Below are 21804 nucleotides of genomic sequence, written 5' to 3'. Positions count from 1 at the left end.
CTTAGGGGCAATGGCTTGAATGGCTGACCATGTAGAGGGATAGTCGCTTAATGCTTCAATCAGCATGCGAACGGCGCGTTCTTTAATCTCAGGGGTGTAGTTTCGTGTTTTCATTGTCGTATTCTCTCAGAAAGTTAGGTCTCCGACAATCACGGGGCGGTTCATTCTGTGTAACTCACACTTCTTAAGTTTAACTGTACGGATTTAATGAAAGAGAACATATTTTCTATTTTAGAGCAACTCAAAAGCTTGTAAAGCAACCTCTTTAACATCTAAGCTAAGAGCTAAATCTGTATTAACCAAATCTTTAATATCGAAAAAATTAGCTTCTAGGGCATCATCTCCTGCTAGAGGATCACCAGAAACCCAAATACAAAGTACGGCTACAAGAACAAAATGGTGGCGAAGCTTACCACTACTATCAAAGTCAAACGCGTCAACAGCGTTAAATGCTTTAGAGGCATTTGATACAATACCTGTTTCTTCATAAAGTTCACGAACAGCAGCATCTTTAACAGTTTCACCACGTTCGATTTTACCGCCAGGAAAACCCCATAAACCAGCATCAGGTGGATTAGCACGTCGAACTAAAAGTACTTTCCCATCTTTGAAGAGTACCCCAATAGTAGCTGCTATTGGACGTAGGCACTGTGGATCGTATTGTATTATAGGCACATTAATTAGCTTATCAGACATAAGAACTCAGTTGAAAAAAGGATAGAGAATACTAAATAATACCATCGTAATCATTTTTTCTTTAGAGTATTAAACTATATTTTTTAAATGACTACCGCAGTGAACTATTTTAAATAGTCATCTTTTGATAGGCCTTTCCAGTAATCATAAAGAGCACTGATTTGTGAAGAGCATAATAGCTCCATAGCTGACTTTAATTGCTCTTTACTCCATAGCCACCACTGCATCTCTAACAACTGCGCTATTTCAATTTCTGTAAAACGATAGCGTATATGTTTAGCTGGGTTTGAACCCACAATTGAATACGGCTCGACATCTTTAGTAACGACAGCGCGACTACCAATAACAGCCCCATCACCAACAGTAACCCCGCCCATAATTATGGCCTCTGTACCAATCCAAACATCATTACCAATAACGGTATCTCCTGAACGTTCAAACCCATCCTTCGCGCCGAGAAACTGCTCTTCGCTTTGATAAAAGAATGGAAAGGTGCTTATCCATGAGTTTTTGTGACCTTGGTTTCCTGCCATCATAAATATTGCACCTGAACCTATGGAGCAATAACGCCCAATAATTAATTTATCTACGTCCGTTCGATCTGGTGCTAAATATCGGGCACAATCATCAAAATTATGTCCATGATAGTATCCTGAATAGTAGCTGTGCTCACCCACAATAATATTAGGGTTAGTAACTTGTTCTTTAAGAGGTTTGCCTTCAAAGGGGCTTTCAAAGTAATTATTCATGCTATCAATACCTTTTTAATATTTTTACTTCAGTAACCGGCCTAACTCGTATCAGTTCATAAATATTGCATAATTTCGATAGCTGCGCTATTTACTTCGATAAAAGCCACTATTAGTCCCCCACTTGGTGAGTTGGGTTCAATAGTTACTTTTTAGTTTTCAATTCTTTAGTTAGGCCATCTACTACAAACGCTACGTGAGGTATACTATTCATTCAATGAGTTAGCAGCCTTTTCCGATATCGCTTAGATTTATCTCTTATGTGGGCGCAGTTTCTATTGCACCAGCAACAGCACAACCCTGATATGTTTTGCCTGCATAGCTTAATGTGGCAGTAAATTCATTTTGATAGCCATTGTTATCGATACAAATATTTTTCCGTATATTCAAAATAATAGGTTGCCCGTTTACTGTGCTCGCATATTCTATATCTTCAGTATTGGCGGACCCCACTACTACAACTGTAGTAGGCTTTAAGAAATCTGCTTCTATACTTAATTTACTCTCTTCAACCACTGTTCGCCAACTTTTATCGTTGTTACCAAAAGCGGTAAATGCCGCTGACGCTATTGGCATTTCTATTGTAGGTTGCTGACTAAGGTCCATGGTGGTGGCTTGATAGTTATTACAAGCCACTAGAGCTAAGCTACCCGTTAAGCACATTGTCATTAGAAGCAAAGAACGCATAATTTTCCCTTTGAATATAATAGGAGAATACTGCTATCTAGCAGTGTTCTCTTTGTCTACATGATGAAATTCGGATTCTGATTACCATGGTTTGGTTTGCGGTAGGCTAGTGCATTGATTCATACTACTCAGTACGGGTAAGGTTAATTAATACCTTATCCATACACTTCTTATGTTAGCAATGCTAATGTAACATATCTATAAAATTTAACAGTGTGAAGTAAGTTAAAATCAGTGTTTTTTACTGCTCGGGTGTTTAAAATATGAAAAACCTAACTACTTCTATTCTACTTGCACTTCCTATCCTAGTAGTCAGCCCTACAGTCATGGCTGCATCTGCATCTGCATCTGCATCTGCATCTTCAGATGCAGTGGCTAAAGCTGTTGATGTTCAATTTAAAAAAGGTGCCAGCTCAGCCAACTATTATGGGAAATTAAAAGGCAATAAGTATGATTCCTATACATTTTATGCCAAAAAAAACCAAAAGCTTTCTGTCAAAATAGCGGGAGGGAATGTAGACACTTATTTATTCCATAAGAATCTAGCAAATTCTGTTAACGTAGGAGAGTACGCACCTGAAGTGGATGATAAAGGTTATTACACGCTCCCATATTCAGGTGAATATGAGTTGCGTGTTCTTCAGCCACGCTCTCAGGCATCTAGAGGGAAAAAACCTGTATACTGGCTAGAGATATCTATTTTGTAGGTATCTAAGTTTACTCTCCTATTACTGTTCTATACTGATACATATATGAATACAGCTTCATAATCAATAAAACAATGCGCTGCATTAAAAATCTTATATAAACTGTCGCAGTGAACAATACTATAGTCTTAAAGATGGTTCCATAAAATAATACCAAATCCAAAAATACGATTAGCCTTGTGTGACTTATTAAACCTGTTAGTGGCCATATCACACAAGTTTTCTTTGTTATTCTCATTTTTGGAAATGGTATAAAAAAAGTTAGAAATCTATCTTAATGACAACTAAAACTTATAGTTGACACCTATATAGAATGAGCGCCCCACGCCAGGCACAGATGTGCCCCAGTTAGAGCTGCCATCTATCTCCTTATTCATAGACATGGTTCTACCTTGACCCATGTATGCGCCCCCTAGAGGTAATGCATAGTTTTTATCAAATACGTTATCGATACCAGCCTCAATTGCGACCTCTTTAAACTGATAGCCCGTACTGAGGTTTAAGAGACCATAACCCGCGGTTTTAATTTCGTTGCGAGGGGTGGATACATCCTTTTTAGCCGCGACACCCACCACTTCGATTTGGTTTGTCCAACCGTTATTTTCCCGATTCAGGGCGACACTGCCATTAAATGGCATGATGTTATATAAGTCTGAGCCGCTGTCTTTATTTTCCCCTTTGGTATAGCTTAAAGAGCCTACTATATCCCAGTACCCCCAAGTATTTGCTGCCAACTCCCGATTGGCTGAGATATCTATGCCATATATCTCAGCATCTTGGTTGGTATAGCGCAGTACATTATATTGATTAGTTGTTTGAGTACCCGCCGCTGTATTGGTCATACGATTCCACTGTACGGCATCAACATAGTCATCAATATATGAATAATAAGGTGTGGCTTTAATACCCCAGCTGTCATCATCAGCGCGCCAGTCTAAGGTAGCTGATAGGGTATTTGATTTTTCAGGACTCAGATTGGGATCACCAAAATAGCCATTGCCATCTCCAACAGTATTATTCATGACAGCCGCCATGGGCCATGTCGACCACGTATAGCGTTCATAGAGGCTGGGTGTGCGTTCTTTATGCGACAGCCCCAGCTCTAAGGTTTTTTGTGCATCAATGTTGTAGCGGGCGATCGCGGTGACGTCGATGTTGTGGTCAGTGGTACTACGGTCGCTGGCATTAAAGTTAGCGCTATCTCGCAACTGATTGGTCATATTGTTTTGACCACCGACTTGATAGCCATGTACTTCATCAGCACTGGTACGTACGTTTTCGTAGCGGGTACCAAGCTGAGTTGTCCATTCAGGAGAGATGTCTTTTTCCCATTCGCCATAGATGCTGATACGCTGACGTTGACCATTGTTGATATTTTGAAATTTGTTTGGCGACATCATACCGTTGCCAGATGCTGCCCACGTGTCATCAAGCGTATAGTCTTGATATTCAGCCCCTATATTAAGTGTGCCTTGCTCAGCTAAGTCGACAATCGCTTTTAAATTGGTTCCAATCGTCTTGCTGTTGGTACTCATAGGCATACCTTTAGCGGCACCGTACAAGAACTGTTTGTCTTCTCCAAAATTCATATAGTGATCGACATCTTCATGATAGGCCTGTGCTTCTAACTGTCCCCAGTTTAACTCTCCTTGATAGCGTAGATTAATACGGTCAAGCTGATTGTCGAGCATGTCCATCCGCTGATTTGGATATAGCTCTTTTGGTACGTTTTGCCACAGATAAGTACCTTGTAGCAGATGATTACCATTCTTATAAGCAATGTCTAATGATTGATTTTTGCTCTCATAAGCGGTTGAACCAACTTCATCTTTTGCTAATGTTTTATTAGGATTCCCTGTTTGGGTATAAGATTTAAAATTACCACCAGCTTTATAGTTATCTGCCTGTGCGAAGCTGCCTTTATAGGTGAGGCTAAGTTGATCGTTTGCCGCTGTGGTCGACAAGTTGGCACCATAAGCATCACCATTGCTACGATAAAATGTGCCAATCTCACCTAAAGTTAGTATGTCGCTATCCGTTGAAAAGACAGGCTCTGCTGTTTCGACAACGATAGTGCCACCAATACTATTACCACCGACACTCACAGGCGTCACACCTGCATAGACGGTGGTTTCATCTACAGAGCTTGGTGCGATATAAGAAAGGGGTGAGTTCATACTATTTGGACAAGAGGCGATTGAGTCAACACCATCTACTAAAACACGTAGACGATTGTCCGCCAAGCCTCTCATCACAGGTAGGTTTGAGATACCACCAGCACTTTGTACATTAAGACCGGGTATTTTTGTCAGTATAGTGGCTGTATCACTGCTTGCCACTTGTTTGCTGTTAATAAGTTTTTGATTAATGCTGGCTGCTTTTCCAAGGGCATCGGTACTAGATGGCTTCGCATAAACGACGATTTCTGGCAATCGGATATGTGGCTCATCATCCGTAGTATGCGTATACGCCTTTACGGTTGTAGAATCGGCATAAGCGCTACTGATATGCAATAAAGACAAGGCTAAAACACTTAGTTTTAAAATAGGTACAACGTTCATTGATGAAGATGACATCTTATATTCCTAGAAATTTGCAAAAATATTTTATGAAATCGATTATTCAGTTTTTATCAAGATAGAATGTCAGACAAGCCACTTATGGGCTTAGAGTAAGCATTTACTGAATGTTTCTCGATATAAAGAGATAGAATTTTGAGCATGGTTTTTTTAAGCAAGCGTATACAAGCACCTCAATCAACATGCCAAGTAGGTGCGTTGATGGGGAGTATCGTTATTAATGCTCTAAAAATATTGGCCTATAAATGTGAATGATTATATGGATGTGACTAGTGGAGGAGCGCGTGCGAGGGGTCTTAGAAAACTAACCGAATAATAACTATGTGAGCGATATAAAAATGTGACTGAGACAGGAGACAGCTCAATCAAAGCCGAGTCAGTATGTGTAAAAGCGACTGGTAATAGTGCCGCAGACATGGCAGTGCAAAGGTCGCAGCCACGGTATTTGACGGCATTAGGGTTAGATTCAGAGCGTTCAACCTTATCTTTGTTATATAAGGCTGCCTGCGAAGATGCGGCGTCAACCGTTATGACAGGCTTAACGGTCGCAGTCGATGCTTGTTGGTGTGGTAAATGATGAGCAGCACTATCAATGGGTATGTGATGATTGGTGTACGCAATATCAGTCTGTATTTGCTCATACTGTTTGATGACCGATACTACTGGTGCAAGCTCAGCACAGACGCCATGACCTAAGTGAGGGTTATCGTCCCATAAAGGTGTTAGAAAAAGCGTGATGTGCATGATCCAAGCGAAACATGCGACCAACATGCCAAACCACATCATTACTGGTGATGAATATCGTAAAACAAGCTTTCGATGCTTAGTAGACATGATAGGGTCATCGTGTTTTCAGCATTATGAATGCTGTATAAGTAACATATATGGATAAGTGGACCTGTTCGACTAAACCCTAAAGTTGATGCAATTTAGAAAGAAGGCTTAACAAAATAGACAGGATTTTTAACAATGCCATTCTAAGACAGTCAGTAGAGCTTTTACAAGTTTTGTTTTAGAGAGATGCGTTTTACATGTATTTTTCAGAATAACTTATTTACCAGCTTATCATTAGGGCGTGTTGAACATTGGCGACAAATTAATGGCAAAAAAAAGCGAACGGTTAATCTTTAATTTCTCACACAAAAAAGATATCGTTCGCTATGCCTCACACTATGCTCAAAGATGAACACTGGACAGTGTGAAATGCAACCACGACTAGAGGATGTCCAATGACTGTTTCAATCCACGCACCCGTGATGGGTGCGAAAAGAGCATATCAGAGAGCACCTATAGCGCCACCGTTTCAATCCACGCACCCGTGATGGGTGCGAAGATAAGCTGCCGCTGGGCTGGGAGATGCAGCATGTTTCAATCCACGCACCCGTGATGGGTGCGAACGCCGTCGTCGTTGTCGGTTAGGCGTTCGGACGGTTTCAATCCACGCACCCGTGATGGGTGCGAACCTATGTTGCAACCGATGTCTAATAGACTAGGGTTTCAATCCACGCACCCGTGATGGGTGCGAATGAAGTGGTTTTTGGTAATGCGAAGGGCTTTTGGTTTCAATCCACGCACCCGTGATGGGTGCGAACCGCTGCAGGTCTATGGCTGTTTGTAGGCGTTCTAGTTTCAATCCACGCACCCGTGATGGGTGCGAACAAGCAGACTACCTGAAAGACCCAGAGGGTGGAGTTTCAATCCACGCACCCGTGATGGGTGCGAAAACACAAAATATTCGACTTGAAAGATCTGTCCGTTTCAATCCACGCACCCGTGATGGGTGCGAAGGGCTAGAGATCGGCTTTGATTGCGAATTGCGTGTTTCAATCCACGCACCCGTGATGGGTGCGAAAGATTACTAAGAGTGAGCTACTGAGACGCATTGTTTCAATCCACGCACCCGTGATGGGTGCGAATATCCTTATGCTTCTACTCGTTGAATGGTTGGGTTTCAATCCACGCACCCGTGATGGGTGCGAATAGGTAGCTCCTAAGCCGGACACGCGTTTAACGCTGTTTCAATCCACGCACCCGTGATGGGTGCGAATGTCTGTATAAGATTATGATCAAGGGCGATGATGTTTCAATCCACGCACCCGTGATGGGTGCGAACTAGTAAGTAAGATTTTGGTTGTGGTTGCGGTTTCAATCCACGCACCCGTGATGGGTGCGAAGAGCTTGTGCATCATTTTGTGAGTTCAGTTGATGTTTCAATCCACGCACCCGTGATGGGTGCGAATGTTAAGTCCTTCGGCATTTCTGAGGTATTTATCGTTTCAATCCACGCACCCGTGATGGGTGCGAAAGATTGGGTTGTATTAGCGAGGTGTTTGAAATAGGTTTCAATCCACGCACCCGTGATGGGTGCGAAACCTCTTTACCCATTAGATTGCTAACGCTAATACGTTTCAATCCACGCACCCGTGATGGGTGCGAACTTGCTCAATGCCAAGGGCGTTAGTGATTTGAGTGTTTCAATCCACGCACCCGTGATGGGTGCGAATAAGCTGTCGCTGAGTGCTTGTAGTAGCTAAGCCGTTTCAATCCACGCACCCGTGATGGGTGCGAAAGCTGATTTACGAGCGCTTCACCGGCCAGCTAGTTTCAATCCACGCACCCGTGATGGGTGCGAACCTTGCTGGTTATGGATTAATCTAGCCAAGCCTGTTTCAATCCACGCACCCGTGATGGGTGCGAACCACGACTGCGCTAGTTTACGAGGTAGCAGGTCGAGTTTCAATCCACGCACCCGTGATGGGTGCGAAGTCAGCTGGTGGAGTCTGAGGTTGCAAACATCGAGTTTCAATCCACGCACCCGTGATGGGTGCGAACTGCCATATGGCAGCGCAAAAATATACCTAGGCGTTTCAATCCACGCACCCGTGATGGGTGCGAACACCTAGTCGGTCGATGTTTTCAATCGGTATCTGTTTCAATCCACGCACCCGTGATGGGTGCGAACGGTAGAGCGCGGCTCAAAAGTCAAAGTATTTTTGTTTCAATCCACGCACCCGTGATGGGTGCGAAAAAGTGAGGTCGTTTGTTCTTTTGAGTTGTCCGGTTTCAATCCACGCACCCGTGATGGGTGCGAAGTGTGCGATTATCAACATCATGAGGTGCTACGTGTTTCAATCCACGCACCCGTGATGGGTGCGAAGCTAATCCATTTTGCATAGGAGCTAGCCATGATTGTTTCAATCCACGCACCCGTGATGGGTGCGAATGGAGTGGTTGGTTTATAGAACAAGGTTTGGGCGTTTCAATCCACGCACCCGTGATGGGTGCGAATAGAGATTAGCTTTGACTGCGAATGGCACGAGGTTTCAATCCACGCACCCGTGATGGGTGCGAAGATGCACAAACGTGCTGACATTTTTATAGGGCGTTTCAATCCACGCACCCGTGATGGGTGCGAAGCAAAGTTAGCATCTGGTGAAAAAAATAGTGTTGGTTTCAATCCACGCACCCGTGATGGGTGCGAATGGTCATTATGTTGTATATCCGACTTGGTGTCGGTTTCAATCCACGCACCCGTGATGGGTGCGAAAACTACTAATTGAGAAAACAGGCATCGACTTGGTTTCAATCCACGCACCCGTGATGGGTGCGAAAACCCAGACAACCCTACTTTTCGTAATGTGATGTTTCAATCCACGCACCCGTGATGGGTGCGAAGAACAAAAGTGCTTGACGTTGTGGTTCGTATATGCGTTTCAATCCACGCACCCGTGATGGGTGCGAAGTATATCAAAACATAAATGCTTGACACAATCTCGTTTCAATCCACGCACCCGTGATGGGTGCGAATTAATGCGGTTAATGGCATGATATTAAACAGTAAGTTTCAATCCACGCACCCGTGATGGGTGCGAAACAGAATAAGTCCACGCTTGGCAAAACGTCAAGTTTCAATCCACGCACCCGTGATGGGTGCGAATGCAGATTGATACTCGTAAGTGGATTGTGGCCAGTTTCAATCCACGCACCCGTGATGGGTGCGAAGTTGATGCGCGACTTTGTTGATCAAATTCACAGTTTCAATCCACGCACCCGTGATGGGTGCGAATTACAAATAACGACAATATAACATCTGTTACTGGTTTCAATCCACGCACCCGTGATGGGTGCGAAGCGACTACACAATCAGCGGTACGACAGGGCTACGTTTCAATCCACGCACCCGTGATGGGTGCGAAGGCCATCATCAACGCCTACTTTGATTGCTGGTGTTTCAATCCACGCACCCGTGATGGGTGCGAATATCTGCTAAAGTATGTTTGTTCTGAAACAAATAGTTTCAATCCACGCACCCGTGATGGGTGCGAAACTCAATGATACCTATGTGTATAGCGAGATAGATGTTTCAATCCACGCACCCGTGATGGGTGCGAATCCTGAGATGGTTGGGGCTAACATCGCCAAAGAGTTTCAATCCACGCACCCGTGATGGGTGCGAATGTTTGCCCTGCGTATCGCTCGGTCGCGCAACCTGTTTCAATCCACGCACCCGTGATGGGTGCGAAAGCCCATAGTCTAAGTCGCTGATAAAGTTATGAATAAACCTTGAGATTTGCGAACGTCTAAACCATAAGCGAATTTGGCAAGCATCTTGCTTACCAAAGTTTTATTATAAAAAAATAAAGTCATAAAAATCAAGTTGTTAAATAGCTCTGCTGACCCGTTGCGAATACACCAGACATTTTATGTATGCTATAGGCTCGCAGTGACCTTATCACAGTCAAATCAGGGTTATTAAAATAACAACACATCATTTAAGTCTAACACGGGTTTCGCACCAATATGCTCAACTTTGCGTTGCCAATTTTTACCCATGTAATAATAGCGCAGACTGTCCATCTCATGATCGATAATATCTTCAAGTGTAGCTCGAAGGGTCGTCCATTGAGCAGGATTAACTTCAATCTCAAACACTGAATATTGCACTCGCTGCCCATAGTTCAAACAGTGCTTAGCAATGTGACGTAAACGCTTAGCGCTAGATGCACCCTCCGAGCTAATATCATAAGTGACCAATACCATCATAACGATACTCCTTGTTTATTAATCATTCATGGAGCAACTTACTTCCAAAGAAAAGGAATATAAGCATCAATATCGCCTCTGATATGACGCGCCATAATTGTCGCTTGCAGATGGGGCAACAAACCAAAAGGTACCGTTTCCTCAAACCATTCATGATAAATAGTTTGCTGCTTGCGATCATGCCACGCTTTAAAAAAAGTTTGCCTTGCTTCATCCTTGAGCCAAACCGCACCATTTGCCTCAGTTTTAAAGTCTGACTTACCGAGCTGCTTTTTATTAATTAAAGACAACACAAAACGGTCAACGATAGGACGAAACTCCTCAACTAAATCTAATGCAAGAGAAGGACGTCCAGGGCGTAGTTGATGAAATACCCCGCAAGAAGGATCAAGTCCTACGGTCTCAAGCGCACTACGGCAATCATGAGTCATCAGAGTATAAGTAAAAGAAAGCAGGGCATTAACAGCATCGGTGGGTGGGTTACGAGTGCGTTTAGGGAAACTAAAATCAGGATTACGTATGAATTGTGGAAACACACTAAAGTAAATGCTCGCCATCTCTCCTTCACGGCCTAATAGGTCAGGCAAGTTTTTAGTGGCTAAAATTTTATGTAGACCATGCTCTAAACGCTTTTGCGCGGATTGTAATTTATCAGTAGTTGCATCATCTAGCTGATTTTTATAATCTCGCAAGTAGCGACGAATCACTTGGCGCTGATTATGCACTTTACCTAAGATAACGCTATGGCAGATGGGCTGAAAGCGCTCGGGATCATCACTGATACGGTACTGCTCACGACGTAGCAGCACATTACCACTGACCGCGCCTTCAATACGCGCTTGAAACTTACCATAGCGATTTAGATGTGTAATTGTTATAGCGTTATCAGTACAGTGTGCCATAAGTGCTGGTGATACTGACACTTGCCCAAAACAAACTATCGCATCGAGCTTATGAATAGGGACGCGACCTTTAACCTCGTAGTCAATATTCATCACCACATTTTCGCCCTGCTTATTGAGCCACGCACCTTGAGTTTGGACGAATAAAGTGTTTTTTAACGGGCGCATAGAGATTCCTACTAGGTTTTAATGACAATGTTATTAACAATAAAGGTTTATTCCTTAAGACTGGTATTTATTTTTTTAGTCAGCCATGTTGAAGCATTTTTATTAAAAATCTTGGGATGACAGATATCATTAAGTGAGCAATTGCGGCATTTACTGGTGCTATAAGTGGGCTTGGGCGTCTCTCCACTCTCTATAATATGCCGACAGTCATTAATAGCATCTAAAGTGACCTTCCGTAGTTCATCATCAAAATTTACATTATGACGGCGGCGCGTCTTACCATAAAACAGTGCGCCCTCACTGACGGTGCAATCATGCATATCTTCTAAGCATAGTGCTTGCGCGCACAATTGCACTTCATCCGCACGATGTGATTTGGGCTTACCGCGTTTATACTCGATAGGGAAAGGGGTTTGTGTGCCGTTATCATCGGTATGATACTCAACCACATCCGCCACGCCTTCTAGTCCCAATGCTTCATGACCAAGTCGCAAAGTGCGCACGGTCTTGATATTGCCACGCGTGTCATGACCGCCAGAGTTGACCTTCTCATGCATCACTTGCCCTTCTGCAGTAAACACGTTCTCCTCCCACGCGCATTCAAGCTCAATGAGCGCAAACTGGCGCGGGCAGAATAAATAGTGTTGTAAGCGGGATAGGTAGAGAGCTTGCATGATTATTGGCTCTAAACTAATAAGAGATTTAAAGCAAACCTTACTTGATAAGGTTTGCTCAAGTTTTAAAGTCTAAGAATGGTTAAAATCCTTCAATAATCTCAGGCTCTAGCCCTTCTAACGCTGACTTTAAGGCGTCTTCATCAAAACTACCATCTGCTATTTGACCATTTTCTTTTTGTTCTTGCATCCTTTTTTCAATTAGCTCTTTTAAACTGCGATGCACCTTCGCCGATGAATACTGACCTGACTTGCTGTTATGCTCCCACCAGATGACTTTTTTAACCTGCATACTGCCCTCAGGACGAGCCGATGAAGCATCGCCTTCAAACAGCTTGGGTAAAATCTGTTTTATCTTTTCAGCGTCGCTATCGCTAAAGCCGGTCCGTTCTGCCAATTGCGGGGTAATTGCCCCATAAGTGACATAAATGCCTTCATCAACGCGGTGCTTCATTCCCATACGGTCAGCACTCATTATTGCGCCTTCTTTTTTAGGTGTCTCACTATTCACGCTTTTAGTAATTTGGGTGCTAGTAATATCGACAGGCTCTAAGCTAAACGCTGACTGAATAGTGACAGGGCCTCGGATAGGAATAGACACACCGTCAGCACCAGTTGTCTTACCAAAAGCAAATACCTGACCAAAGGCACGAACATCAAACCATTGATCACAGGCCTGTTTAATTGCTTCGTCACGATGCGTTTTTTTCGCATTTAGGACGTCTTTTCCTAAGATTCCTTCTGCTCTGTCTTTTAAGCTTTTATAGTCATCTATTTTTTTCTCATCCGATTGGACAAAAATGTCTTCATCAGACTCTTGCAAGCGATCACGGATTTTACGCTTTAAGCAAACATCGGTGATTTCACCATTACCTGCAAAGTCAGTACGCGGACGGTTACCGTTTAGCGGGTCACCATTCGGATTGGCATTATTGACGCCAATGATGAGGGCGAAGTCAATTTTATTACTAATAGGGTTTTGGGTAGAGGCAGTCATAATTTATCCTTTTATTGAGATTTGAATTTTATAAAGTCTAGATTAAGCGGTTTCGTTGGTGTCTTCTGAATTTTTCTTATCTTCACGAGCCTGCTTTGCTTGCTGTTTATCCAGTTTTATTTGCATCTTTTGACTGTGATAACCAAGCAAAAACTCACCTGATAAGGCGGAATCATTATTAAAGTCTTCAATGTCAAAGCGACTCATAATTTGGTCTAATAAGTCCTGCATATTGGTTAGATAACCTGCACGGTTTGATTTTAGACGGTTCTCATAAGGTTTGAGAGCCAGCTCAATATTGCGCCATGTGGTAAAGGGACGATTGGCAAATTGTTGCATATAACGCTGAGCAGTCGTGCTACGTTTCTCACCTGCAATATATAGCGCTAAGCTTTCAATATCTTCGGCAACTGCTAATAGGCGACCATATAAATAATCTCGGCTGTTATAGTCTGTTTGTAATGCCACGGTATAGCTCCTTTTTTTATCGTCTGATTGACGCAAATGATATCCACGGTATAAAGCACAGGCGACGCCTAACGCTTGTTCCCATTCCCAATGTTCTAGTGCCAACGGATTAGAGGCACGCTTAATACATAAATCTACCAGTTGCCAAGGGAATGGCCTTGCTTCTCCCTCTACGATACAAGGTAATACTTGTGAGACCACTTGCTTTTTGAGCGCATCTGAAAGGCGTGCGCCATACGCCACTTGGGAAATTTGCCGTGGAACTGGTGCTTTGATAGTTAGCTTACGTTCACTGGTTTTGGTGTCCTTATAGGTGGTATACCATACAAACTGGCTATACCATGCCTCTAATGCGTCAATATAATCATCGGGCATGGTTTCGTGATAATAGGTGACCGCCATACGCCCAGGCGTTGCTGAATCTAAAGTAATGATAGATATTTGGTCGTGTTTATCGAGCCGTTGCCGATAGCCTTGCATGGTATTATTAAGGTGAGACGCAAAGGTGTAACCTAAATTATTACTATGTTCGATGGGTTGCGGTGCATCATTGATTACGGGTTGATTGTCGCTAATATCTCTTTGAGAAATGAGGTCATCTTCTTCGTCATCATCAAAGTCGTCATCCTCCTCTATTCTTTGAAAACTATTAATATTATTCTCTTCAGAAGATTGCACTGGTTGTGCGACTTTTTCAATATCTAAGGGATCATCTTCAGTGATATCTTGTACAGGTTGCGGTGTCGTTTTACCTGATATCGCCCAAGCGACGACAGCTTGACCAGCATCCTCTTTGCCTTGCCGGGTCAGTAGCCACGATAAAGCAGAATGCGCTTTTTCGGTGACTACCGCACTGATATTAGCCCCTTGCAAGCCATGCGCTTTAATAGATTTATCATTGTCGGTAAAACGCCCTAAGAAGGTAAAGCTAGATAAATCATTGGCCGAAATTAGCTTGGCGTTGGTGGCACTGCGCAGAATACGGTTGGGATGCTTGCTGGCAAGTGGGCTATCTTTACCTGTGACATAACAAAAGCCATCGACACTATCGAGCGTGGCATAAAACTGTTGCCATGCCTCAAACAGACTCTCGTCTCGCCATGTTTCGTTCTTACCCCAGTTATCTTGCTGGTCACCTAAACCAGTTGGTGTCACGCGCCAAGCAATAAACGCAGAGCCTTGATCGAATACGCCTTTGTTCTTATTGAGTGACGATAAAATACTGTCAGGATAGTCACTAGCTTGTTCGGGATAGGCAAGTTTGCTTGTATCGCCAGGGTCAACAATCAAAACGTCAGCATCGATTAAGTCTTTGACTAGCGTGCCTTTATTTACATAATTAAGTACAGCTTGCGCTTTGGGGTGAGCGTATGGTGAGTCGCACCACGTAGATAGTTCATCTTCGTAGAGTGGATATAAATCCTTTTTATTTGTACTGTATTCAAAGAAGTCTTTACCCACATACTGCAACTTATCAGATAGAGGGTGTGCGACAGGCTTTGAAGTTCTATTAGCAGATGCATTGGTTGCGGGTATTACCAGTTGACGCGATTTAACCTTGCCATTATCGTCTCGGCATAACTCTGCGCTCACAAAGTCGCCTTTATCGTTGATGGTGACGATAATTTGTACATTTTGGTTCACATGATAATAAGGCATCAGCGCATGAGTGTCTTGAGCTTGAACATCTTCATCACGCTGACTGGCGTGCTGATAAGTTTGATATAAACGTTGTAGCCAGCTCATAGTGATGCCTCCGTTTGGCTAACAGGTTCGACATTATTCTCTAACTCGAACGTCTTAGCACTCATATCGCGGACAAAACGATTAGGCATACCATTACCACTATCGGCTTGTAGATCATCGGTGGGTTTAGGGAACTCGACAACACCAAAACGCATTACCGCATGCCAAAAGCGACTGTGTAACTCATCCAGTCCGGTCTCATCAGGGTAGGCAAAGCTATGAAACATCAGGCCATAACCAAGCTCATCAATGTCATCATACGCGCCTTTACCACTACCAAATTCGCAAGGCTCAACATAGCCTTGGCACTCTCTTGTCCCTAAAAAAATATCTTGGCGACCGCCTTTATCGACCATACGCTTAGCTATACTATAGTGCTTGCCATCGATGCGATCCGCTTCAAGCTCTGGGCGGTGCAGGTTCCATTCAAAGTGAGCCTGCACTTGATAAGCCACATCATGAAGATAGGTATAATAAGCCAAATCATTACCGTCTTTATGATAGCGTATCGGTTTCATGCCTTTGGTTTGGGTACGAATCGGGTTTATTACCCTTACTTTATCGACAACCCAAATGATGCTTGGTTTCCAGTAAATACTTTTACAGACGCCTTTTAGCGCCTCATAAGTAGGCAAATGATAGCTGGTCTTTTCGCCACCAATGCGGGTAATTGGATCGGTGAATAGAGCGTTTCGTCCCGTGAGGAGAAATTCGATTGAATTTTTTGGTTTTGTATTTTGCAACGTTTGATATCCTTCTATGACTTAAAACAATTTTGGCTAATCTGACTCTAGAACCTCTAGCTTGTATTAAAACCCTTCTATAAAATCAAGCTTACCATCTCCCTCTATATTCAATCCCATTTGCTCATCATAGAATGTTTCAGATAACGTTAGAATACCTGTATCCCTTACCTGAGTGATTGCACCAGCGTCTATTAACTTATCAAGCATAAAGGGAAATACGTTGACGCTGTATTGCTGTGTTTCTCGAACCAGTTTATAAAACTCTTTATCATTTACTTGAGTGCCATATAGTGCGGTAATCAATTCACGACCGCTATCACCATAAGGTACGACAATGGCTTTGGTAGGCGCATCAATGACTTTAAAGGCTTTGCCGGCTTCCATAAACGATTGCCATAGCTTGGGAAATTGACCATTGTCGATACGCTGTTTATTGTCATTGCTTACCGCCACATTGGTACTGTTATTACTCAACCAGCCAAACACGGTATGAATATCATCAACAGGGTAGGCCATCTGTTTTTCGGCATGGTCTGTCTGATAAAAGCCTTTAAAAAATATGTTCATAATATCTGGGTCAAGTAAGTGCTTACTTGCATTCTCAGGTTCTTTTAATATAGGTAGTATGGTGTTCTCCATTTGAGCCTTACCTAACGCAATGGTCGGCAATTTACTTAAGCCCTCGGCATCAGGTTTAACAATAAACACTTGACCCTTAATAGCCTTACCAGCCGCGTTCCTCATTTCACCATGTCGATTACAGCGTCCTGACGCTTGGGCAATACTATCCAGTCCTGCTAAAAACCGTATCACTGATTTAAATGAAACATCTACGCCCGCCTCAATCAGCTGGGTTGAGACAACCAAAGTAGGCAAGCCGTCTTTTAGGCGTTTACGAATGGTTGCTAGTAAGTCTTTACGGTGACGAGCACATTGTCCTGTACTCAAATGGAACAACTCTTCTGACTTAGCTGTTTTAGACAGCTCTCTATATAAATCACTTGCCCACGCCTTAGTATTAACAATGACGAGCGTACTGCCAAATTTGGCAAAATTTTCGTTAATATAATCTGTCAAACCATCTAAGTCTTGAGGGTTTTTAGTATGGTCATGAATATCTACCCGCTGTAAGGTATCAAATAGCACGGTTAGATCGTCACGATTCCCAATGATCTCAGTTGCAGGGTTTAAACTGCCATTTTGTTCAATGGGTAGTTTGTCGAGCACAGGCTGGGTTGCGGTACACAATACGGCGGTAGAATTGGCATAACTGGTGAAAAAATTAATAGCATTACAATAGAGGTAATAACAGTTGATAGGTAGGGTTTGAATTTCATCAAATATTAATACCGCTCGGCTTAGCTGGTGCAAACGTCTAACGCCTTTGGTACCACCACCAAAACAGCTCTCTAAAAATTGCACCATGGTGGTAAACACAATCGGTGCATTCCAGTTGTCCATAATCAGTTTGCTTTGCCAAGTTTGTACATCTGGTTCAAGGTTTGAGTGTTGCTCTAATACCCATTTTTCATCATAACTGCCATCAGGTGACTTTTCTTCAAGAATGTCTCGTATCTCTTGAGCATTTTGCTCAATAATACTGGTAAAGGGAATGATATAGATAATGCGGTCAAGGTTATGGCGTTTAGCATGTTGCACCGCAAAGCGTAGGCTGGCAAGCGTCTTGCCGCCACCTGTTGGGACGGTAAGTGTATAAATACCTTGTGGTTTTTGTCCTTCCTCAAAGCACGTTTGGGAGATTCTATCTCGTTGTTCATTGATTGGATTTGGCGGGCTATGTTTTGCTTTATCAGCGAAGTCTTTATAGAGAGCTTCTACCTTATCTATAGCGATTTGCCAGTTTGGCCGCTTGTGATCTAACAGGTGTTCTTGGCTTGGATATTCGAAGGCTATACTGTTGCTACGGTCTGCATCAATCAGACAGCTAAATAGTAGACGGGTATAGAAGCCAATATAGAAGTCTTTTTGTTTGGGTTTACTGTCTTCTCTCAATAAAAGTGCAAGCGCGTTATGAAACTCTACCACTGCGGCATTGATTGTTTTTTTATCTAAAGAATTAAATAGTTTGTTGTTTATCGCATTACTAAGTGCTTCTTGAAAATGCACTTTGTCTTTAGGCTTAGTTTTGCGATTATATAGATAAGGTTGGCCTTCTTTATCTACGACATTTACTAATCCGCTATGATGAGAGGCCACACAAATGAATAGAATGTCAGCTAATAACGCGCCTTGAGCTGCGTTATTCTTTTTTGGTCGATCTTTAAACTTGTTATAAAGAAATATTGCTCCAGCGGTAGAGTGGTCAACCGAACCTCTTGTTGGCTTTCCTTTCATTAAGAGTTCAGCTTCTTCATCTTCATCAAGACCTAGGTCTTTATAATTATCAAATTTTAAGCTGTCTCTAATGTAGGTCTGAAACGCCTGACTATACTTACCTAAATCATGAACCAATCCAATAAGTTCACCTGACAACGGTAAGCCAATTTTAGTCGCTAAGGTTTTAGCTATCTCTGCTGTACCAGTTAAATGGTCATAGAGTGATTGTTCGCTACCGTCGCTGGCACGAACATGCGCAACAAATTTCTGCCCAGCAGTATCTGAATGTCCATTTTGAGTATTTAGGTTTCCCATCACTGTATATTAGTCCAGGCTATTGTTGTATAAATAATTTATTCAACAATAGCCTAATAAAATAAAAAGCACAATAAGGTAATGGAATTAAACGACATTGCATGTCGTCAGCTATTCTAAAAATAATGAAAAAACCAAACAACCTAAGCTGCTTGGTTTCAAAATATAGCAAAAACCTATCTACTGTTATTATGCTCTCGCCACAAGGCATGTTCGCACACCTCGCAACACCAGCCCTCTTTTGCTCGCATAAATGGAATGTCTGCTGGGACTTCTAAAGGACAAACATAGCCACAGTACTCGCAAAGTACATCATCTAGATAAGTAAAACACTGACCTACCGTAACAAACATGATATGAGGACTAATGTTATATCTCTGACAAACCGCTTCCACATGACCGATAAAATCAGTTTTATTATCATACGCCCAGTAATCGCTACAAATTTTTAGATCCCGTGCGTTCTGAGTCATATTCGGTTGAAGCTTCACACTCATAACATTCTCCTTAAGAGCCATAGCCTGGTTGCGGTAGAAGCCCATAAAGTTCGCTTTGCAGCTGAATGCACATTTCATCAACAAGATAGTCACTATTGGAATCTAAACGCTTCTGCACCCACACGCGTATCGCCATGTGATTATTAAAACAAGACTTCACTCCTAAGAAGCGCGCTAAGCCAGATCCAGATGAAATACAAAGTTCGCGAATAAGCGTATTAGCAATCTCATTAGCATCTGTACTGATCGCACCGTCTCGTTTAAACTCGGCAAATAATTCCTCGTAATTAATGATTTTCATTGTGATGTCTCCTTGTCAGTAGAGCGTTGAGCTATTTGGCTTTGATTGACCAAGGCTTCAAAAGCGCTGCCATCACGGCGAGTCATATTTGGTACATAGCGGCTATAGGTGTTAAATAGCATCTTAGTGGTCGAGTGCCCCATTTGACTGGCAATCCATTCAGGACTCTCACCAGCTGCCAGCCATAGCGTGGCTGCTGTGTGGCGCGTCTGATAGGCATTTCGTGTTTTTAGTCCTAACAGCCGTAATGTAGGATGCCACACTTGCTTATTGACGTTGTTATAATCAAGCGGTGATCCCGTATGAGCACAAAACACATAATCTGAGCGCTTATATGTGACTTTATACTGGTCTTGTAATGCTTCATATACCCAAGGCGACATGGCAATGGCGCGGTACGACTCTTGCGTTTTTGGTGGCACAATCTTGCCTTTAACCAGCGCTTGCTTAATCACAATCTCACGCCGATCAAAATCAATGTTTTCCCACGTGAGCCCATCAACCTCACTGGTACGCATACCCGTAAAAAAACGCACCAAATAATAATTGCGATAATCTTCACGTACGCCTTCAATAAAACGTCGAACCTCATCAAGCGTAAAGGGCTGAATATCCACTTTTGGTTGCTTAAGCGATTTGATATCCTCATAAGGGTTATCAAACTTGTAGCGTTTTGCCGCCTCTTTTAGTATCATACCCAAAGGTACCATTATCGAGTTAATGCGTGCTGCAGACAGATGCTTTTTAACTTTTCCGTACGTTACTTTGGCGAGCGATGCGCGGAAGGCTAAAACATCTGTCTTTTTTATGGTGTCTAGCGGCTTGCTAGCAAAATATGGCAGCAGATACATATCAATGATATCTTGAATTTTACGTTTATAGGTGTCACGCCACTCAATCTCTTTTTCAGAGAACCAAAGCGCCGCAAACTCTTTAAACGCTGGCATATCAGTTTCAATACAAGCCCTACGATCACGCAGCGCCACCATCTCCTGTGCTTTATCACTTTTAGGAAAATACTTGGCATAATCAAAAATGCCTAACGTAAGTTCCGCTTCCATCTTTTCAATAATTTTTTCAAGTTTTTTACGATTGGCAGGAGTGTCGACTAGATTGGTTATCTCTCGGCATCGGATACCCATGAATCTAAAATCGACAAATAATTTATTACTGCCTTTTCTTACTCTAATGCTGGCCATTATAATTCTCCTTGTTGTAATGGTTCTTATTGTAGGGCCATGGCATTGACAGTACCTTTAATGCTGGTACGCATATCTTTTTCGACTTCTTCCCACACATACAGTATTTTGCGACCTCCAAACGGACGAATATAATGAATGCCTTCGATAAGTACGGTGTCCTTTAAGTCGTTACGAATGGTACGCGGGTTATATTTGATACGCTCAGAAAGCTCTTGGGTTGTTAGGTAGGTGTGTGACATAATATATTCCTTATGAGTTTATTGAACTACTTATATTGCTTATCGACAAACAAATCTAACATATAGAACAACTTTGTTGTTCGATAGAGGTACTTTACAAGTAACTGTAGTTCGATGCAAGTACTTTTTTGCTTATTAAGGACTTTCTTATGATTTTATGTAATTTGCCAGTACTATTAGCTGAACGCAGAATGAAGGTAGCAGATTTAATACGGATGACAGGTATTAGTAAATCTACAATGCACAAAATTTATAATGAGCAAACATCAAGAATAGACTTTGAAACTATGGATAAAATTTGTGAAGCACTAGATATAGGAGTGGGTGATTTGTTCACTTACGTACCAAATAATTTGGCAGAAAATGGAGAGTGAAGAGGATTAGAGTGAAGGTCGAAAATGTTTTTTTATATATAAGTAAAATTTAGAGAAGGCGCAATTTGGGCACAATTTGGGCACACAGATATTTTTGAGCACTTTTGAAGTGGCTGGAAGTATGAAGATTTTGGTTAATGCTAACCTAATATTTCCGCTACAGCCCTTATATAACAGGCATAAAAAAGCCCCAATCTTAAAGATTGGGGCTTTTCGAATCTGGTAGGCGTAACTAGATTCGAACTAGCGACCTCTACCATGTCAAGGTAGCGCTCTAACCAACTGAGCTATACGCCTATTTAGGTTGAGCATTTTAGCAAGTTTTTAAGACTTTGCAAGCCTTTTTTATAAAAAAATTGAATTATTATGAAAATACT

The 21804-nt window shown here is 42.4% G+C and carries 17 protein-coding genes, 1 tRNA gene and 1 CRISPR repeat array; of the genes, 2 read left to right on the top strand and 16 right to left on the bottom strand.

Annotated features, from left to right (window positions below):
- Nucleotides 1-231: 231 nt before the first annotated feature.
- The 3 genes from J3491_RS07275 to J3491_RS07265 form a co-directional block, all read right to left on the bottom strand.
- Nucleotides 232-696: an NUDIX hydrolase gene (locus J3491_RS07275; protein WP_207969678.1), complete on the bottom strand. Its 465-nt coding sequence runs from the start codon at nt 694-696 to the stop codon at nt 232-234.
- A gap of 104 nt (nt 697-800) precedes the next feature.
- Nucleotides 801-1445, bottom strand: coding sequence for a type B chloramphenicol O-acetyltransferase (catB, locus tag J3491_RS07270; RefSeq protein WP_207969677.1), 645 nt, complete (start codon nt 1443-1445; stop codon nt 801-803).
- Between the two features lie 258 nt (nt 1446-1703).
- A complete protein-coding gene (locus J3491_RS07265) occupies nt 1704-2132 on the bottom strand; it encodes a hypothetical protein (RefSeq protein ID WP_207969676.1) in 429 nt (142 codons plus the stop codon).
- A gap of 263 nt (nt 2133-2395) precedes the next feature.
- Here J3491_RS07265 and J3491_RS07260 point away from each other — a divergent pair, with 263 nt between their 5' ends.
- Nucleotides 2396-2839 carry a PPC domain-containing protein gene (locus J3491_RS07260; protein WP_207969675.1) on the top strand — a complete coding sequence of 148 codons (444 nt, stop codon included), beginning with the start codon at nt 2396-2398 and terminating at the stop codon, nt 2837-2839.
- A 284-nt stretch (nt 2840-3123) separates the two neighbouring features.
- Here the strand turns inward: J3491_RS07260 and J3491_RS07255 are convergent, their stop codons facing one another.
- The 12 genes from J3491_RS07255 to J3491_RS07200 form a co-directional block, all read right to left on the bottom strand.
- Nucleotides 3124-5415 carry a TonB-dependent receptor gene (locus J3491_RS07255; protein ID WP_207969674.1) on the bottom strand — a complete coding sequence of 764 codons (2292 nt, stop codon included), beginning with the start codon at nt 5413-5415 and terminating at the stop codon, nt 3124-3126.
- Nucleotides 5416-5673: 258 nt separating this feature from the next.
- Nucleotides 5674-6252, bottom strand: a complete 579-nt coding sequence (locus J3491_RS07250) for a hypothetical protein (protein ID WP_207969673.1) — start codon at nt 6250-6252, stop codon at nt 5674-5676.
- 401 nt (nt 6253-6653) lie between these two features.
- Nucleotides 6654-9941: a CRISPR direct-repeat array (repeat unit 32 nt; unit sequence GTTTCAATCCACGCACCCGTGATGGGTGCGAA).
- Between the two features lie 229 nt (nt 9942-10170).
- On the bottom strand, nt 10171-10461 hold the full coding sequence (gene cas2 / locus J3491_RS07245) for a CRISPR-associated endonuclease Cas2 (RefSeq protein ID WP_207969672.1): 291 nt from the start codon (nt 10459-10461) through the stop codon (nt 10171-10173).
- A 38-nt stretch (nt 10462-10499) separates the two neighbouring features.
- Nucleotides 10500-11531 carry a type I-C CRISPR-associated endonuclease Cas1c gene (gene cas1c / locus J3491_RS07240; RefSeq protein ID WP_207969671.1) on the bottom strand — a complete coding sequence of 344 codons (1032 nt, stop codon included), beginning with the start codon at nt 11529-11531 and terminating at the stop codon, nt 10500-10502.
- Nucleotides 11532-11578: 47 nt separating this feature from the next.
- The gene (gene cas4 / locus J3491_RS07235; RefSeq protein ID WP_207969670.1) at nt 11579-12205 is read right to left on the bottom strand and encodes a CRISPR-associated protein Cas4; all 627 of its coding nucleotides are present in this window, start codon (nt 12203-12205) and stop codon (nt 11579-11581) included.
- An 82-nt stretch (nt 12206-12287) separates the two neighbouring features.
- Nucleotides 12288-13202 (bottom strand): type I-C CRISPR-associated protein Cas7/Csd2, encoded by a 915-nt coding sequence (gene cas7c / locus J3491_RS07230; protein ID WP_207969669.1) that lies wholly within the window; start codon nt 13200-13202, stop codon nt 12288-12290.
- 42 nt (nt 13203-13244) lie between these two features.
- Nucleotides 13245-15416 carry a type I-C CRISPR-associated protein Cas8c/Csd1 gene (cas8c, locus tag J3491_RS07225; protein WP_207969668.1) on the bottom strand — a complete coding sequence of 724 codons (2172 nt, stop codon included), beginning with the start codon at nt 15414-15416 and terminating at the stop codon, nt 13245-13247.
- Entirely contained in the window at nt 15413-16159 is a 747-nt protein-coding gene (gene cas5c, locus J3491_RS07220) for a type I-C CRISPR-associated protein Cas5c (protein ID WP_207969667.1), read from the bottom strand. Before cas5c ends, cas8c begins: the two co-directional genes overlap by 4 nt.
- Nucleotides 16160-16225: 66 nt before the next feature.
- Entirely contained in the window at nt 16226-18814 is a 2589-nt protein-coding gene (gene cas3 / locus J3491_RS07215) for a CRISPR-associated helicase Cas3' (RefSeq protein ID WP_207969666.1), read from the bottom strand.
- A gap of 507 nt (nt 18815-19321) precedes the next feature.
- Nucleotides 19322-19612, bottom strand: a complete 291-nt coding sequence (locus tag J3491_RS07210) for a hypothetical protein (RefSeq protein WP_207969665.1) — start codon at nt 19610-19612, stop codon at nt 19322-19324.
- A complete protein-coding gene (locus J3491_RS07205; protein WP_207969664.1) occupies nt 19609-20811 on the bottom strand; it encodes an Arm DNA-binding domain-containing protein in 1203 nt (400 codons plus the stop codon). The genes J3491_RS07210 and J3491_RS07205 overlap by 4 nt, the downstream gene beginning before the upstream one ends.
- A gap of 26 nt (nt 20812-20837) precedes the next feature.
- Nucleotides 20838-21053: a DeoR family transcriptional regulator gene (locus J3491_RS07200; protein ID WP_075102692.1), complete on the bottom strand. Its 216-nt coding sequence runs from the start codon at nt 21051-21053 to the stop codon at nt 20838-20840.
- A 149-nt stretch (nt 21054-21202) separates the two neighbouring features.
- Between J3491_RS07200 and J3491_RS07195 the strand changes: the two genes are divergently transcribed.
- A complete protein-coding gene (locus J3491_RS07195) occupies nt 21203-21427 on the top strand; it encodes a helix-turn-helix domain-containing protein (RefSeq protein WP_207969663.1) in 225 nt (74 codons plus the stop codon).
- A gap of 220 nt (nt 21428-21647) precedes the next feature.
- Here J3491_RS07195 and J3491_RS07190 read toward each other — a convergent pair.
- Nucleotides 21648-21724, bottom strand: a tRNA-Val gene (locus tag J3491_RS07190).
- Nucleotides 21725-21804 lie beyond the last annotated feature (80 nt).

It is taken from the genome of Psychrobacter halodurans, from assembly GCF_017498075.1.
Taxonomy (GTDB): Bacteria; Pseudomonadota; Gammaproteobacteria; order Pseudomonadales; family Moraxellaceae; genus Psychrobacter; species Psychrobacter celer.
This window is presented reverse-complemented; position numbering and strand designations above follow the sequence as displayed.

Excerpts from the sequence above, each read along its gene's own strand:
- J3491_RS07275 (WP_207969678.1), bottom strand. The coding sequence starts at position 696 with ATGTCTGATAAGCTAATTAATGTGCCTATAATACAATACGATCCACAG.
- catB (WP_207969677.1), bottom strand. The coding sequence starts at position 1,445 with ATGAATAATTACTTTGAAAGCCCCTTTGAAGGCAAACCTCTTAAAGAA.
- J3491_RS07265 (WP_207969676.1), bottom strand. The coding sequence starts at position 2,132 with ATGCGTTCTTTGCTTCTAATGACAATGTGCTTAACGGGTAGCTTAGCT.
- J3491_RS07260 (WP_207969675.1), top strand. The coding sequence starts at position 2,396 with ATGAAAAACCTAACTACTTCTATTCTACTTGCACTTCCTATCCTAGTA.
- J3491_RS07255 (WP_207969674.1), bottom strand. The coding sequence starts at position 5,415 with ATGTCATCTTCATCAATGAACGTTGTACCTATTTTAAAACTAAGTGTT.
- J3491_RS07250 (WP_207969673.1), bottom strand. The coding sequence starts at position 6,252 with ATGTCTACTAAGCATCGAAAGCTTGTTTTACGATATTCATCACCAGTA.
- cas2 (WP_207969672.1), bottom strand. The coding sequence starts at position 10,461 with ATGATGGTATTGGTCACTTATGATATTAGCTCGGAGGGTGCATCTAGC.
- cas1c (WP_207969671.1), bottom strand. The coding sequence starts at position 11,531 with ATGCGCCCGTTAAAAAACACTTTATTCGTCCAAACTCAAGGTGCGTGG.
- cas4 (WP_207969670.1), bottom strand. The coding sequence starts at position 12,205 with ATGCAAGCTCTCTACCTATCCCGCTTACAACACTATTTATTCTGCCCG.
- cas7c (WP_207969669.1), bottom strand. The coding sequence starts at position 13,202 with ATGACTGCCTCTACCCAAAACCCTATTAGTAATAAAATTGACTTCGCC.
- cas8c (WP_207969668.1), bottom strand. The coding sequence starts at position 15,416 with ATGAGCTGGCTACAACGTTTATATCAAACTTATCAGCACGCCAGTCAG.
- cas3 (WP_207969666.1), bottom strand. The coding sequence starts at position 18,814 with ATGGGAAACCTAAATACTCAAAATGGACATTCAGATACTGCTGGGCAG.
- J3491_RS07210 (WP_207969665.1), bottom strand. The coding sequence starts at position 19,612 with ATGAAAATCATTAATTACGAGGAATTATTTGCCGAGTTTAAACGAGAC.
- J3491_RS07205 (WP_207969664.1), bottom strand. The coding sequence starts at position 20,811 with ATGGCCAGCATTAGAGTAAGAAAAGGCAGTAATAAATTATTTGTCGAT.
- J3491_RS07200 (WP_075102692.1), bottom strand. The coding sequence starts at position 21,053 with ATGTCACACACCTACCTAACAACCCAAGAGCTTTCTGAGCGTATCAAA.
- J3491_RS07195 (WP_207969663.1), top strand. The coding sequence starts at position 21,203 with ATGATTTTATGTAATTTGCCAGTACTATTAGCTGAACGCAGAATGAAG.